Source organism: Pseudomonas sp. JV245A, assembly GCF_032424515.1.
Taxonomy (GTDB): Bacteria; Pseudomonadota; Gammaproteobacteria; order Pseudomonadales; family Pseudomonadaceae; genus Aquipseudomonas; species Aquipseudomonas protegens.
The window spans coordinates 19685-34985 of record NZ_VYKE01000021.1; the positions used below are offsets into that span (position 1 = coordinate 19685).

The window sequence follows — 15301 nt, forward strand, 5'->3', positions numbered from 1 at the left end:
CGGGTCTGAAGTGGCGCACCGGCAACATCGTGAGGAAGGGTCATGAATCGGTTTATTTGTGTTCTAGCGCTGAGTGGGAGTGCCGTGCTCGCGGGCTGTGTCGCCCCGCCGCCCAAGCCCAATGACCCTTACTACGCGCCGGTGCTGCCGCGTACGCCGCTGCCTTCCGCGTCCAACAACGGTTCGATCTACCAGGCCGGCTTCGAGCAGAACCTGTACAGCGACCGCAAGGCGTTCCGGGTCGGTGACATCATCACCATCACCCTGAACGAGCGGACCAACGCCAGCAAGGGTGCCAACTCGGCGCTGACCAAGACCAGTTCCAACAGCATTGGCCTGACCTCGCTGTTCGGTGCCGTGCCCAACACCAACAACCCGCTGGGCGACGGCGACCTGACCCTGAATGCCGGCTACAGCGGCAATCGCGCCACCAAGGGCGACAGCAAGGCGGCCCAGAGCAATAGCCTGACCGGTTCGATCACCGTGACCGTGGCCGACGTACTGCCCAACGGCATCATCGCGGTGCGCGGCGAGAAGTGGATGACCCTCAACACCGGCGATGAGCTGGTGCGGATTGCAGGCCTGGTACGGGCGGACGACATCGCCACCGACAACACCGTGTCCTCGACCCGGGTCGCGGATGCACGCATTACCTATTCGGGCACCGGCTCGTTTGCCGATGCCAACCAGCCTGGCTGGTTCGACCGTTTCTTCCTCAGCCCGCTGTTCCCTTTCTAGGTGATGAAAAGACTCATGCTCAATTTCAAGCACCTGATGGCGGCGGCGTTGTTGCTGTCCACTTCCCTTGGCGTCCAGGCCGAGCGGTTGAAGGACATCGCCAGCATTTCCGGCGTGCGTTCCAACCAATTGATCGGCTATGGCCTGGTGGTCGGGCTTAACGGTACCGGCGACCAGACTACCCAGACGCCGTTCACCCTGCAGACCTTCAACAACATGCTGTCGCAGTTCGGCATCAAGGTGCCGGCCGGCTCCGGCAACGTGCAGTTGAAGAACGTCGCGGCGGTGTCGGTGAGTGCCGATCTGCCGGCGTTCGCCAAGCCGGGCCAGCAGGTGGATATCACCGTATCCTCCATTGGTAACTCAAAGAGCCTGCGCGGCGGCACCTTGCTGCTGACGCCGCTCAAGGGCATCGACGGCAACGTCTACGCCATCGCCCAGGGCAACCTGGTGGTGGGTGGTTTCGATGCCGAAGGACGCGACGGTTCGAAGATCACCGTCAACGTACCGTCGGCCGGACGGATTCCTGGTGGCGCCTCGGTCGAGCGTGCCGTGCCCAGTGGTTTCAACCAGGGCAACAGCCTGACTCTGAACCTCAACCGTTCGGATTTCACCACCGCCAAGCGCATCGTCGACAAGATCAACGACATGCTTGGCCCAGGCGTGGCCCAAGCCATCGACGGTGGCTCGATCCGGGTGACCGCGCCCCTGGACCCAAGCCAGCGTGTGGACTACCTGTCGATCCTGGAGAACCTGGAGATCGATCCGGGGCAGGCGGTGGCCAAGGTCATCATCAACTCCCGTACCGGCACCATCGTCATTGGCCAGAACGTCAAGGTCTCGCCGGCGGCGGTGACCCACGGCAGCCTGACCGTGACCATTACCGAAGACCCGATCGTCAGCCAGCCCGGCCCTCTGTCCAATGGCCAGACCGCGGTGGTGCCCCGCTCGCGGGTCAATGCTCAGCAGGAAGCCAAGCCGATGTTCAAGTTCGGCCCGGGCACCACTCTGGATGAGATCGTCCGGGCGGTGAACCAGGTGGGCGCGGCGCCAGGCGACTTGATGGCCATCCTCGAAGCCTTGAAACAGGCCGGCGCCTTGCAGGCCGACCTGATCGTGATTTGAGGTGAGCGCCATGGATATTCGTAAGAGCGGACTGATTGGCAGCGGCGATTCCGGGTCTTACTCCGACCTCAACCGCCTGCAGCAACTGAAGGTCGGCGACAAGGACGGCGAAGCCAACGTGCGCAAAGTGGCGCAGGAGTTCGAGTCGCTGTTTCTCAATGAAATGCTCAAGTCCATGCGCAAGGCCACTGACGTCATAGGCCAGGACAACCCGCTCAATACCCCGGCCGCCAAGCAGTACCAGGACATGTATGACCAGCAGTTGGCGGTGTCCCTGTCTCGCGAGGGTGGCGGTATCGGCCTGGCCAATGTGCTGATGCGCCAGATGATGAAGAACAAGCCGGCTCATCCGAATGCGGCCACCACGACTTTGCCGGCCGCGGCGCCGGTGGCGACTCCGACGCCGATCGCTGCCGGTACCACGGCCCAGGATGGTCCGTTGAGCCGGGTCAACGGCCAGCGCCCGATGTGGGCTTCGCGGGCCCACGATCCTTTGCGCACGAGCGTGGCACATAACGACATGGTGCTGCTCAACCAGCGTCGTCTGTCCCTGCCCAGCAAGCTCACCGATCGCCTGTTGACCGGCATCGTGCCGTCGGCCGGTGCCGTCGAGGGCGGCGCACAGAACGCCGCGCCGACCCGCAACAGCCCGGCCGCCGATGCCGTGCTGCGGGGCGAGTGGCGGGTCAATCAGGGCTACGCCGCGTCCCAGGGCAAGATGCGGGTCTATGGCCGGGCCATGGCCCAGCCGCCGCTGGCACCGGCCAAGCGTGCCTTCAGTTCCGCCGACGACTTCGTCGCCACCATGCTGCCGATGGCGCAGCAGGCGGCCCAGCGTATCGGGATCGATCCGCGCTACCTGGTGGCCCAGGCCGCCCTGGAAACCGGCTGGGGCAAATCGGTGATGCGCCAGCAGGATGGCAGCAGCAGCCACAACCTGTTCGGCATCAAGGCCGGCAGCAGTTGGCAGGGTGCACAGGCCCGGGCGATCACCAGCGAGTTCCGCAACGGGCAGATGGTCAAGGAGACGGCGGCGTTCCGTTCCTACGATTCCTATCAGGACAGCTTCCACGATCTGGTGACCTTGTTGCAGAGCAACAATCGCTATCAAGAAGTGCTGAAGGTGGCCGATAAACCAGAACAGTTTGTTCGCGAGTTGCAAAAAGCCGGGTATGCAACGGACCCGGATTACGCAAGCAAGATTTCGCAGATAGCCAAGCAGATGAAGAATTACCAGAACTACGCTGCGGCTGGCGTTTCCACGAATTTATAAGGTCTGAATCATGAGTTTGCTCAATATCGGGATGTCGGGGCTGGCCGCCAGCCAAACGTCGTTGATGACCACGGGTAACAACATTGCCAACGCCGACACCGCCGGGTACTCGCGTCAGCAGACCGTGCAGGGCACCAAGGCCTCCAGCCAGAATGGCAACGTCTTCATCGGCACCGGCACCACCCTGGCGGACGTGCGCCGGGTCTATAACAGCTTCCTCGATGCCCAGTTGCGCACCGCCACCTCGCTCAACAGCGATGCCGCGGCGTTCCAGGGGCAGATCAGCCCGATCGACCAATTGCTGTCGGACAGCGGCACCGGCATGACCGGCGCCCTGACCAAGTTCTTCGCCTCGGTGCAGAACCTCAACGCCAAGCCTACCGACGAGGCTTCCCGGCAGTTGCTGCTCAGCGACACCCAGGCCCTGAGCAACCGTTTTAACTCGGTATCCAGCCAGCTCAACCAGCAGAACACCAATATCAACGGCAACCTGGCGAACATGGCGGACCAGGTCAACAAGCTGGCCAACACCGTGGCCCAGCTCAACCAGAAGATTTCCGAGCTGTCGACCAACGGCAACGGCATGCCCAACGATCTGCTCGATGCGCGTAATGAAACCGTGCGCCAGCTTTCGACCTTCATCGGCGTGCAGGTCTCGGAGCGTGGCTCCAGCGTCGACCTGTACCTGGGCAGCGGCCAGCCGCTGGTCATGGGTAACTCGGCCAATACCCTGGAAGTGGTGCAGGGCAAGAACGACCCGAGCCGCTCCGCGCTGCAGTTGAACCGGGGCTCGAGCAGCATCGACATCACCAACCTCACCACCGGTGGCGAGATCGGCGGCCTGCTGCGCTACCGCAGCGAAGTGCTGGATCCGGCGATGAACGAGCTGGGCCGCGTAGCCCTCGTGGTCGCCGACCAGATGAACAGCCTGATGGCTCAGGGCATCGACAAGAACGGTGATTTCGGCGGCAACCTGTTCAACGACATCAACAGTGCCCGGATGATCAGCCAGCGCAGCATTGGCAGTGCCACCAACAGCGCAGGCTCGGGCAACTTCGATGTCACCATCAAGGACACCGGCAAGCTGAGCACCAGCGACTACACCGTGACCTTCAGCAGTGCCACCGACTACAGCGTCAAGCGCTCCGATGGCACCGACATGGGCAGCTTCAGCACCACCACCAGCCCGGCACCGGTGATCGATGGCTTCTCGCTGAAACTCAATGGTACGGTCGGTGCCGGTGACAGCTTCAAGATCACCCCGACCCGCAATGCCGCTACCACCATCCAGACCGAAATGACCGACCCCAAGCGCCTGGCCCTCGCGGCTCCGCTGAAGGCCGAGCTGGCTGCCGGGCTCAAGAGCTCCCTGAGCATTTCCGCGCAGCCTTCCTTGAGCGTGCCGATCGACAACTACGACGCCGCAGCCAAGCTTGAGATGCAGACCGCAATCAAGAATTCGGGTCCGGTCAAAGTGGTGTTCAATGCGCCGGCAGGCGGCAGCCAGAGCTACGACTATTTCGATGCCAAGGGCAACAAGATGGGCAGCGGCTCCATCGTTCCCGGGCAGACCAACACCCTCAACCTGCAGATCAACATGCTGGATGCCAGCGGTGCGCCGATCACCGACGGCGGCACGCCACCGGTGACCAAGACGTTCGGCGTACAGATGACCGTGGCCGGCGCTCCCGCTGCCGGCGACAGCATGAACATCTCGGTGAACGGCGCCGGTTCTTCGGACAACCGCAACGGCCTGGCGCTGGCCGGTTTGCAGAGCAAGCAGACAGTCGATACAGGTTCTGCCAGCAAAGGCATCACCCTGGTGGATGCCTACGGCAAGCTGATCGAGAACGTCGGCGCCAAGGCCAGTCAGGGCAGCCTCGACAGCGCCGCTACCGGCACCATCCTGGCTAACGCCAAGGGCGCCCGGGACTCGCTGTCCGGGGTCAACCTGGATGATGAGACCGGCAACCTGGTCAAGTTCCAGCAGTACTACACAGCGTCGTCGCAGATCATCAAGGCTGCGCAGGAAACCTTCAGCACGCTGATCAACAGCCTTTAAGGAGTCGTAGCCCATGCGCATTTCCACCTCCCAGTTTTACGAGTCCTCGGCTACCAACTACCAGAAGAACTTTTCCAAAGTGGTCCAGAGCAGCGAAGAGGCCAGCAGCCTGGTTCGCGTCAAGACCGCTGCCGACGATCCGGTAGGTGCCGCGCGCCTGCTGCAACTGGGCCAACAGGCTTCGTTGCTGGACCAGTACAAGACCAACACCAACTCGATCAAGGCCTCCCTGGGCCAGACCGAATCGGTGATGACCAGCATCAACAACGTGCTGGCCCGCGCCAAGGAACTGGCCTCCGGTGCCGGTAACGCCGGTTACACCGACGCCGACCGCCAGGCCAATGCTTCGGAACTGGGGCAGATCGAAGAGCAGTTGCTGAGCCTGATGAACTCCCAGGACGAAAACGGCAAGTACATCTTCGGTGGCTCCAAGGATGATGTTCCGCCGTTCAGCCGCAACTCCGATGGCACCTACAGCTACAACGGTGACCAGAGCAGCCTGCAACTGCCGGTCGGCGACACCATGATGATGGCCGCCAACAGCACCGGTTGGGACGTGTTCCAGCAGGCACTGAACACCAGCCGCAGCCAGGTCACCATGACCGCGCCAGCCGTGGATGACGGGCGGATTTCCCTGTCCAACGGCCAGGTGGCCAACAACGGTGCCTACAACAGCCAATTCCGCAGCGGCGAGCCTTACACCGTGTCCTTCGTGTCGGGCACCCAGCTGAAGATCGTCGACGGCAGTGGCAACGATGTGACGGCCGAGGCCAGCAAAGGCGGTGTTTTCGGCACTGCGCCGAACCAGACCGTGAGCTTCCGTGGGGTCGACCTGAGCCTGAACGTCAACCTCAAGTCCGGTGACGACGCCAACGCCGTGCTGCCGGGGCATACCTTCACCCTGGGCTCCAAGCCGGACACCTTCAACGTGGCGCGCTCTCCGGGCAACCCGAGCATGACTCAGGTCTCGAACACCAGCATTACCGATCCGGTGGCCTACAACTCCACCTTCCCCAGTGGTTCGGCGATCCTCAAGTTCACCAGCGCTACCAATTTCGATCTGTACGCTGCGCCACTGACCGCTGATAGCAAGCCGGTGTCCTCGGGCGTGGTCGGGCCGGGCAACGTCGCCACCGCGGCGGGCGTGAGCTTCACCCTGACCGGCGCGCCTTCTCCGGCGGCCAACGATCAGTTCAGTGTGTCGGTCAACACCCACGAGACCCAGAACATACTGGATACCGTGAGCCAGCTGAAAAACGCCTTGAACACGCCAACCGCCGGCAACACCCTGGCGACCCAGAAGCAACTGGCCGACCTCGCCTCGGGGATGGCCAACCTGGCCAGTGGCATCGACCAGCTGTCCATCGGTATCAGTTCGGTGGGGGGTCGTGGTTCCGCCCTGGACACCCAGACCGAAATCAACGAAAGCCTGGCAGCTGCCAACACCAAGACCCGCTCGGCCATCAGCGACTCCGATCCGGCCGAAGTGATGACCCGCCTGACCCTGCAACAGACCATGCTGCAAGCCTCGCAGCTGGCCTTCAGCAAGATTGCCCAACTGGGTCTGTTCAACAAGGTCTGAGTGCGTGGCGTTCGGGCTGGCGCCCGGACGCCGCGATCTTCGAGCAGCCAGCCGTCTTTTTTAAGCGGTCTTGCAGCCCTGGCATCACTGGCCAGGGCTCGCCGCTCGAGAGTTTCCCGCCGTGAGCCAAGCCCCTCTAGTCAGCATCGTCATTCCCGCCTTCAACCCACGCTTCTTCAGCCAGGCTCTGGAAAGTGCCTTGGCGCAGACCTATCAGCCACTGGAGATCGTTGTTTGCGACGACAGTCCCGGCGATGAAATCCAGCAGGTTGTACAAGGGCTGAGCGAACCCGCGCACCCGGTGCGTTACATGCGCAACCCGCAACCTCTGGGGTTGCAGAAAAACCTGTTGCGCTGCGTGAAAGAGGCCCGGGGCGAGCTGATCAAGGTGCTTTGCGACGATGACCGGCTGTTTGCGCCGAGCATCGCCTTGCAGGCGCAAGTGCTGATCGAGCACCCTGAGGTCAATCTGGTGTTCGCACTACGGGTGTTCAACGACGAAGGCAACTCCATTCTTCCGCCGCGGATTGAAAACTGCCGCTTTGCGCCGCTCGACGTGCTGCTCAAAGGCGATGACATGCTGGCGATCTTCGAGGGCACGCGGAAAAACTTCCTCGGCAACTTCAGTGCGGCACTGATGCGTCGAGCCGACGTGCTGGAGGTACTGCCAGCCCTGATCCACAAGGGCGCCGGTTTTGTCGCCTTGCTGGACCTGGCGCTGTTCATCTGCCTGATGCGCCGCGGCAATCTGGCGGCCCTGTCCACCGTGTTGAGTTGCGAGCGCCTGTATCAGGGGCGTTTCAGCCGCACGCCGCAAGTGCTCAAGGCCGTTGCCACCGAATGGGAATGGCTATTGCGGATGCTCTCCGAGCGTTCTGGCGAGTCGGCGCCCGCTGCGGGCTGGGTGCGTTACGTTGAACTGGCGCGAGCCGCCGAGCAGCCACGGCCATGGCGTGAGCTGGGGGTGCTCCATGTGCTGGGCAATCGCAGCGCCGTGGTCAACGGTCGGGTAGGGGGCGAAAGTCAGAGCTACGAGGAGTTCTACCAGCAATGGCTGGCGGCACGTTGCCTGTCGGCGGCGGAACAGCGGTTGCTGCCGCAGCGCATCGAAAGCTGGCCGCGGCGGGTGCGAATCGTGCCGATCGTCATGGACCTGGCAGGTGATGGCGCCGCTCTCGAGCGGACCCTGGGCAGCCTGGCCGGCCAGTTGTACCCAGCCGAAACGATCGTGGTGTTGTCCACCGCTGCCGGTACAGCCGGGGAGGCTGTGCTGCGTCAACCCTTGCGGGCCGACTGGGCCGGGCAACTCAACGAACTGATCCCTCGCCTGGATACCTGTGACTGGTTCTATCTGTTGCAGTCGGGTGACCAACTGCGTGACACGGCATTGCTGGTGCTGGCCGAGCGGATCGCCAACACCCCGGCCATGCTCTGCGCCTACAGTGACGAAGGCGCATTGCTTGATGGTCAGTCAACCGAACCGGTGTTCAAGCCCGACTTTAACCTCGATTTGATGCGTGCCTACCCTTATGTCGGGCGCTCGCTGGCCTTTTCCCGCGAGCGTTTCCTGAGCGAGGGAGGCTTCGATTGCGCACGTGGCGAGCTGGCGCCCCAGGATCTGTTGTGGCGGCTGGTGGAAAATGTGGGCCCGCAAACCATCGAGCATATTGCCGATATCCAGATCGAGTCCGAGTTCCCGTTCGCAAAGTGGCTGTCCCGGCCCCAGGTCATCGAAGCCAGTGAGGGGCTGGTCGCTGCGCACTTGCAGCGCATCGGCGTGCAGTACCGGGTCCGCCATGATGATTTGCCCTTGCTCAATCGCATCGACTATCAGCACGGTGCGCGGCCGCTGGTGTCGATCATCCTCACCTGCGGGGATTCGCTGCCGGCCTTGCAGCGTTGCGTCGAAGGCCTGATCGAGCAGACCGCCTACAACCATTACGAGATCCTGCTGGTGGCTGCCGGCAGTCGCGACCCGGACATGGCCGACTGGCTGGCGGCCATGGGGCAGTTGGGGGGCAACATGCTGCGGGTCTTGCCTTATGCCGGCCCCGCCAACCAGGCGGCCTTGACCAACAGCATTGCGGCCCAGGCTCGCGGCGACTACCTGCTGTTGCTCAGCCACGACACACGGATCTGCACCAGCGACTGGCTGGACGAGCTGCTCAACCAGGCCCAGCGTCCGGAGGTGGCTGTCGTGGGGGCGCGCATCCTTGCTACCGATGGCTCCATCCTGCATGCCGGGCAGGTACTGGGCATGTCTGGGCCCGTGGGCTCGCCGTTCATCGGCGAGGCACTGGGTGCCCGTGGTTATATGCAGCGTCTGCAGGTGGTGCAGAACTGGAGTGCGGTCAGCCGCGATTGCCTGATGATCCGCAAGGACGTGTTCGACAGTCTGGGCGGGCTGGATGAACAGAGTTTCGGCGCTGACCTGGGTGAAGCCGACCTGTGCCTGCGCGTCGATCGCGATGGCTACCTGGTGGTCTGGACCCCCCACGCCACCCTGATGCTGGCCCCGGCGTTGGCGCCACCGCAGGCGCCTGAGCAGCAGCAGATGCAGGAGGCTGAACAGGAGCGCTTCTACCGTCAGTGGCTGCCGAAGATCGCTCGCGATCCAGCCTACAATCCGGCCCTGAGCCTGGGGTTCTCCAGTTTCAGCCTGGAACCCAGCCTGCGCAACAACTGGAACCCGTTCTGCTCACGAGCCTTGCCGCTGGTGCTCGGCTTGCCGGTCAACAGCAGCGCGGTCGGGCATTACCGGGTCACCGGGCCACTGCGCGAGCTGGAAGCTGCAGGCAGGGTCATCGCTCGGGTGGCATACGAATCTCCGACCACCGTGGAAATCGAGCGTTTGTCGCCCGATACCATCGTGCTCCAGGGGCGCTACAGCGACGGCGCGGCCAGCGACATTCTGCGAATGAAGAAGTACTCCAGTGCGTTGCGGGTCTTCGAACTCGATGATTACGTGGTCAGCGCGCCAAAGAAAAACAGCCATGCTCGCAACAAGCCGGCGAACATCGAGCAGATGCTGCGTGACGGCATTGCCCTGTGCGATCGGCTGGTGGTCACCACTCAGCCGCTGGCGGATGTCCTGTCGGACATGCACAGCGATATCAGGGTAGTACCCAATATGCTCGCCCCTGAGCCCTGGGCGGGGCTGAGCAGCCGTCGCGGTACTTCCAGCAAGCCGCGGGTCGGCTGGGGTGGGGGCACCAGTCACACCGGGGACCTGGAGGTCATTGCCGATGTCGTGCGTGAACTGGCCTCTGAGGTGGAATGGGTGTTCTTCGGCATGTGCCCCGATGCCTTGCGCCCTTATGTGCACGAGTTCCATCCGGCGATCGGCTTGCAGGGTTACCCACTCAAGCTCGCCAGCCTGAACCTCGACCTGGCTCTGGCACCTCTGGAGTTCCATATTTTCAATGACTGCAAGAGCAACCTGCGGTTGCTGGAGTACGGAGCCTGCGGCTACCCGGTCATTTGTACCGACACTGAGGCCTATCGTGGCTTCCTGCCGTGCACCAGGGTTCGCAGCAACACGACCGAAGAGTGGCTGCAGGCGATCCGCATGCACCTCAGCGACCCTGTTGCCAGCTACCGCATGGGAGATGAACTGCGCGAGGCGGTGCGGCGCGACTTCATGCTGGGCCCCGACAACCTGCAGCACTGGATGTGGGGCTGGTTGGCAGACTGAAGAAGCCGCTGCAAAAAAAAGCCACGCCTGCCAAGCGTGGCTTTTTTGTTTCTTGCGTGGCCTCTCGCAGTGGCGGGGGCTGCGCTCTACGCACCGATGGAACTGGCGCGTTTCCTGCAGCCTTGCTGGCAATTGTCATAAAACGAACGCTGTCGATGACCGAGTGTGGCTGCCGGCGCTCATGGGTGTAGCGCACGCGTGCGGGTAGCTCCTGGCTCGCCTGTTGTGGCCGGTGCCTGGAGTCAGGCGTAGCGTTGGCCAGGTGTTGAGCAGTTCTCAAGCCAATTCTTTGGCGCATCCAGGGGCGCAGTTGCGCTCGCGGGATGGATGAGCCGAGAGGGACATGCCGGGATCGGGTTCGTACAACATTAATGATTTGAGGTTCCAGGCGATCAGCCGGATGAGGGAATGGACAGATGTGGGTTCAAACAAAAGCAAACGAGGATGCAGCCCCGATGAGTGAGCGTTTCACTCTGGTACTATTGACCCACGAGGCCAAGGCGCTGGCACAGCGAGCGCTGCGCTACTACAGCAGCTTTGCCTGTTCCATCCTGGTTCTGGATTCCTCGGAAAAGGCGGACGAGTCTCTGGCTCGCCAATTCCCGAAGGTGGATTACCGCCACGTGCCACAGTTTTCCCGGCAGGACCAGCAGGGCAAGCTGACTTACGGTGTGGGCCTGGTCGACACGCCCTACCTGGCGATTGCCAGCGACACCGACTTTTTGATCGCCGATGGGATTAGCGCCGCGCTAGCTTTCCTTGATGCCCACCCCGATTACGCGGTCTGCCATGGCTATGGCCTGATGTATTCGGCGCGGGTCCTGGAAACCAGCTATTACCTGCGCGATCGCAAGGGGCCCGAAGACTTCGCCGCCGCGAACGGGCGTGAGCGGATCATGAGTTTCATGGGGCATTACCTGAGCCCCTTCAATGCCGTGACCCGCACCGATGTGCTGCGCCAGTGGTACAGCCAGTTGCTACCTGCGGTGAGCGCCGAGTGGCTGGATATCGGTTACGCCTTCTTCCTGTTGGCCACTGCCAAGGCGCGGATCCTGCCGGTTCCGTTCATTGTTCGTGAGGCCAATAGGGAGGCCCTGGAGCGCACCGCCCGCATTCAGGCGTTGCTGAGCAGCAAGGATGCCGGCTCGTTGGCCCAGCATCAGCAATTTGCCGAGTTTCTTGCGACCCTGCCGCACAACTGCGAAGGCCCGGATGCGCAGCAGATGAAGCAGCTGGCGCTGGACAGCTTTGCCGCCTTGGCCGAGTGCCTTGAAAGTGGCCGTTCGCTCAAGGGTGTGATGATCTTTCGCTCCACCTGGAGCGAGGTCGGCAAGGACCCGGTGCGTGCTTTCGGCTCGGAGCAGTTTGTCGAAATGCCGTTCTACAACCAGCCGATGTTCGATCTGTTGACGCAGATCGAGTTTCTTGTGCATGCGATGCCTGCGGGGCGCCTGCAGCTCAATGAGCTGGAAGGGGTGCTGCTCAAGCAGGAGGAATTGCTGCGGGTGCACTCGAATGACACGGCGCGAACCCTTCGCAGCCGGCTGTGGGAAGCCATGGCGCTGAACCTGTTCAACTTCACCGTGGTCAAGCGCCTTGCCGAGTCGATGCGCGATACCGACGAAGTGGAGGTGTTCCGCGAACTGCAGGAGTGGGCAGCCCGCCTCAAGGCGCTGCCGGCCACCGATAGCAGCGCGTTGTTTGCCAATACCCAGTCCGGGCAGTTGTTCAGCTGGCTGGAAGGCCGTGGCCCGAAACCGGGTCAGTTCAAGTCGATCGCCCATCTGCTGGGAAGGCGCGCCGGTGGGCCGCAGTTTCAGATTCTGCTGCTCGACCTCGACGCCGACATGATCAAGTTGCAAGCCACTTTCGATTCCCTGATGGCCAACCACTGCAAGGCATTCAAGCTGGTGGTGCTGACCACCGGCGATCTGCCGGCGATGACCACGGCACAGGACACTGTGCACTTCGTCAAGGTCAGCCAGGGCAACTATATCGAGCGCCTGAATCAGCTGGTGGCGCAGTCCACAGCGCACTGGGTACTCCTGATGGAGGCGGGTGACCAGCTCACCGCAAGCGGGCTGCTGCGGGCAAGCCTGGAGTTGCTGGGCGCCAAAGGCATCAGGGCCGTGGCGATGGATGAGGTGCAGCGGCAAGCCGATGGCACCTTGCGTCACGTGTTCCGTCCCGGAGTCAATCTGGACCTGCTGCAAAGCGCCCCCAATCTGATGGCGCGCCATTGGCTGCTGCACCGTGAAGTGCTGGTGCAGGCAGGTGGGTTCAATCGCGAGTTTGCTCGGGCCGTCGAGCTGGATCTGGCTCTGCGCCTGATCGAGGACGGTGGTCTGGCCGGCCTGGCTCATCTCGCCGAGCCGCTGCTGATCTGCCAGGCTGCGCCAGCCGGGGAAAATGCCGAGGAGCGCCAGGTACTGAGCCGTCACCTGGCCAATCGTGGGTATCGGGCTCAGGTCAGTTCTGCCCAGCCAGGGACCTACCAGATCGACTATCAACATGCCGAGCGGCCGCTGGTTTCGATCATTCTGCCGAGCCAGGACAACTTCGCCGAGCTGCAACGCTGTCTGGTGAGTGTGCTGCAACGTACCCGCTACCAGCGTTACGAGGTGCTGATTGCCGAGAACCACAGCCAGAACGCCGAACTCGATAGCTGGCTGGCCAGCCTGGAACGCCAGGGGGAGCGGATCCGGGTGTTGCGCAGCGGCCAGCGGGTGAGCACTTCGGCACTGCACAATGCAGCCTGCGCTGAAGCCAAGGGGGAGTACCTGTTGCTGCTTTCGGCCGATGCCGAAGTGGTCAATGCCAACTGGATCGACAGCCTGCTCAACCAGGTACAGCGTCCGGAGATCGGGATTGTCGGCGCCAGGCTGGTGAATGAGCGCGGCATGACCACCCAGGCGGGCCTGATCCTCGGCCTCAATGGCCAGATGGGCGCAGCCTTCGCCGGAGAGGCCAAGGATGCTCCGGGCTACATGAACAGCCTCTGGGTGGAGAAGAATTACTCGGCGGTATCCGGCGTCTGCCTGATGATCGCCAAGGCGTTGTTCGAGGCCGTAGGTGGTTTGGACGAGGAGCATTTCGACCAGGCCTTCGCCGATGTCGACCTGTGCCTGAAGGTGGCCGATGCCGGTTATCTCACCGTCCTGACTCCGCAAGCGCAGGTCATGCATCCCGGCACCCTGGCGCAAGATCCACAGGCCTTGGCAGCTCTGAAAGACAAATGGGCGGCGCGCTTTGCGCAGGATACGGCCTACAACCAGAACCTGGCGTTGACTGGCAAGGGCTTTGCCCTGGGGACCGCGAGCCGGGTGGACTGGCAGCAGTTGCTTGGCAACTGATCAATGCCGCAAGGAGTTCCAGCATGCTCAATAGACTATTGATGTTTTGCTGGTACTCCTTGGCGCGGTTATCGGTGAGTCGCTGATCATCTCCACTGGCGTTGCCGAGCAGCATGGAGGTGTTTGGGTTGCACGACAGGTTGGGCGCCTGAATCGGGTGCTGCTCAAAGGCAACGTACCTATCTCGTATTGCAGGCCCCTGGGTTGGGGCAGGCTTCCAAGCACTACAACGCGCTGGAATGGGCATTCGTCGAATAGGCCCTTGACTGGCAAATTCGCCACAATAGCGTGACCTGTGAGTCATAACGTGCATCTTCACTGTATTGTATCGCCCGGGAAGATGGCGCCAGCCCTGTGTGACAGGTCCAGTGATAGCCCTTGGTTCTTCCCGATACCGCCGTGTTTCGGCGCAAGTATCTGTGTTTTTTCGGCAGCCCCTGCTCGGTCATCGCGCGGGGGTATTGAGCTGTTTATTATTGGGAAGCCGTAATGATTGGCATAAAAAGCATTGCGAGCTACGTGCCTGTAGCCGGCGTGGACAATTACGCACAAGGTGCAAAATTCGCCAAGGATGAAGAGTTCATCCTGGGCAAGATCGGTTCGGCCTTCCTGCCGCGCAAAGACGCCGGGCAAGAAACCTCCGATCTGTGTGTCGAAGCAGTCAATGCATTGTTTGCCGCTAACCCGGAACTCAAGCGCGAAGCCATCGATGTGTTGATCGTGGTTACCCAGAACGGTGACGAAGAAGGTTTGCCTCATACCGCGGCGATCGTACAGGACAAGCTGGGCCTGCCCACCACCGTCGCGGCCTTTGATATTTCCCTGGGTTGCTCCGGGTACGTCTACGGCATCTATGCCATCAAGGGGTTCATGGAAGCTGCTGGCCTGAAGAATGGCCTGCTGGTCACCGCTGACCCTTACTCGAAGATTGTCGATCCCGAAGATCGCAATACCACCATGCTGTTCGGTGACGCCGCCACGGCCACCTGGCTGGGCGAGGACGCCACCTGGCAGCTGGGCAAGGCCAAGTTCGGTACCGATGGTTCGGGGGCTCCGCACCTGAAGGTCACCGATGGTGTGTTCTTCATGAACGGCCGTCAGGTGTTCAACTTCGCTCTGCTGAAAGTGCCGGCACACCTGCACGAGTTGCTGGATGAGTCGGGGCTGAAGTCTGACGATATCGATGCCTTCTGCATTCACCAGGGCAGCGCGGCGATCGTCGATGCGGTGGCCCGGCGTTTCGAAGGCAACCCCGACAAGTTCATCAAGGACATGGTGGAGACCGGCAATACCGTGTCCTCCAGCATTCCACTGCTGCTGGAAAAGCACATGTTCGATTCCAGCTGGAGGCGCGTTGCCCTCAGTGGCTTCGGCGTTGGCCTGTCCTGGGGGTCGGCCATCATCTACCGCTCCTGACTTCCCCCTTTCGCGGTATGAGGGTGTCGCCAGCCTTTGGGTGGCGGCTGCGGTGCCT

Annotated in this window: 8 protein-coding genes; all 8 read left to right on the top strand. The window is 62.2% G+C overall.

Annotated elements, in window-relative coordinates; translation table 11 throughout:
• The first annotated feature begins 42 nt into the window (after nt 1-42).
• Nucleotides 43-738, top strand: a complete 696-nt coding sequence (gene flgH, locus F6S12_RS08995; protein WP_011059951.1) for a flagellar basal body L-ring protein FlgH — start codon at nt 43-45, stop codon at nt 736-738.
• Nucleotides 739-753: 15 nt separating this feature from the next.
• Nucleotides 754-1863, top strand: a complete 1110-nt coding sequence (locus tag F6S12_RS09000; RefSeq protein ID WP_011059952.1) for a flagellar basal body P-ring protein FlgI — start codon at nt 754-756, stop codon at nt 1861-1863.
• A gap of 10 nt (nt 1864-1873) precedes the next feature.
• Nucleotides 1874-3136: a flagellar assembly peptidoglycan hydrolase FlgJ gene (gene flgJ / locus F6S12_RS09005; protein ID WP_011059953.1), complete on the top strand. Its 1263-nt coding sequence runs from the start codon at nt 1874-1876 to the stop codon at nt 3134-3136.
• A 10-nt stretch (nt 3137-3146) separates the two neighbouring features.
• Nucleotides 3147-5198: a flagellar hook-associated protein FlgK gene (gene flgK / locus F6S12_RS09010; RefSeq protein ID WP_011059954.1), complete on the top strand. Its 2052-nt coding sequence runs from the start codon at nt 3147-3149 to the stop codon at nt 5196-5198.
• A gap of 13 nt (nt 5199-5211) precedes the next feature.
• Nucleotides 5212-6780 carry a flagellar hook-associated protein 3 gene (locus F6S12_RS09015; protein ID WP_011059955.1) on the top strand — a complete coding sequence of 523 codons (1569 nt, stop codon included), beginning with the start codon at nt 5212-5214 and terminating at the stop codon, nt 6778-6780.
• 121 nt (nt 6781-6901) lie between these two features.
• A complete protein-coding gene (locus F6S12_RS09020; RefSeq protein WP_161467043.1) occupies nt 6902-10474 on the top strand; it encodes a glycosyltransferase in 3573 nt (1190 codons plus the stop codon).
• Nucleotides 10475-10890: 416 nt separating this feature from the next.
• Complete coding sequence (locus F6S12_RS09025) at nt 10891-13827, top strand: TIGR00180 family glycosyltransferase (protein WP_315868851.1); 2937 nt, start codon at nt 10891-10893, stop codon at nt 13825-13827.
• Between the two features lie 489 nt (nt 13828-14316).
• Entirely contained in the window at nt 14317-15243 is a 927-nt protein-coding gene (locus tag F6S12_RS09030; protein ID WP_152686037.1) for a ketoacyl-ACP synthase III, read from the top strand.
• Nucleotides 15244-15301 lie beyond the last annotated feature (58 nt).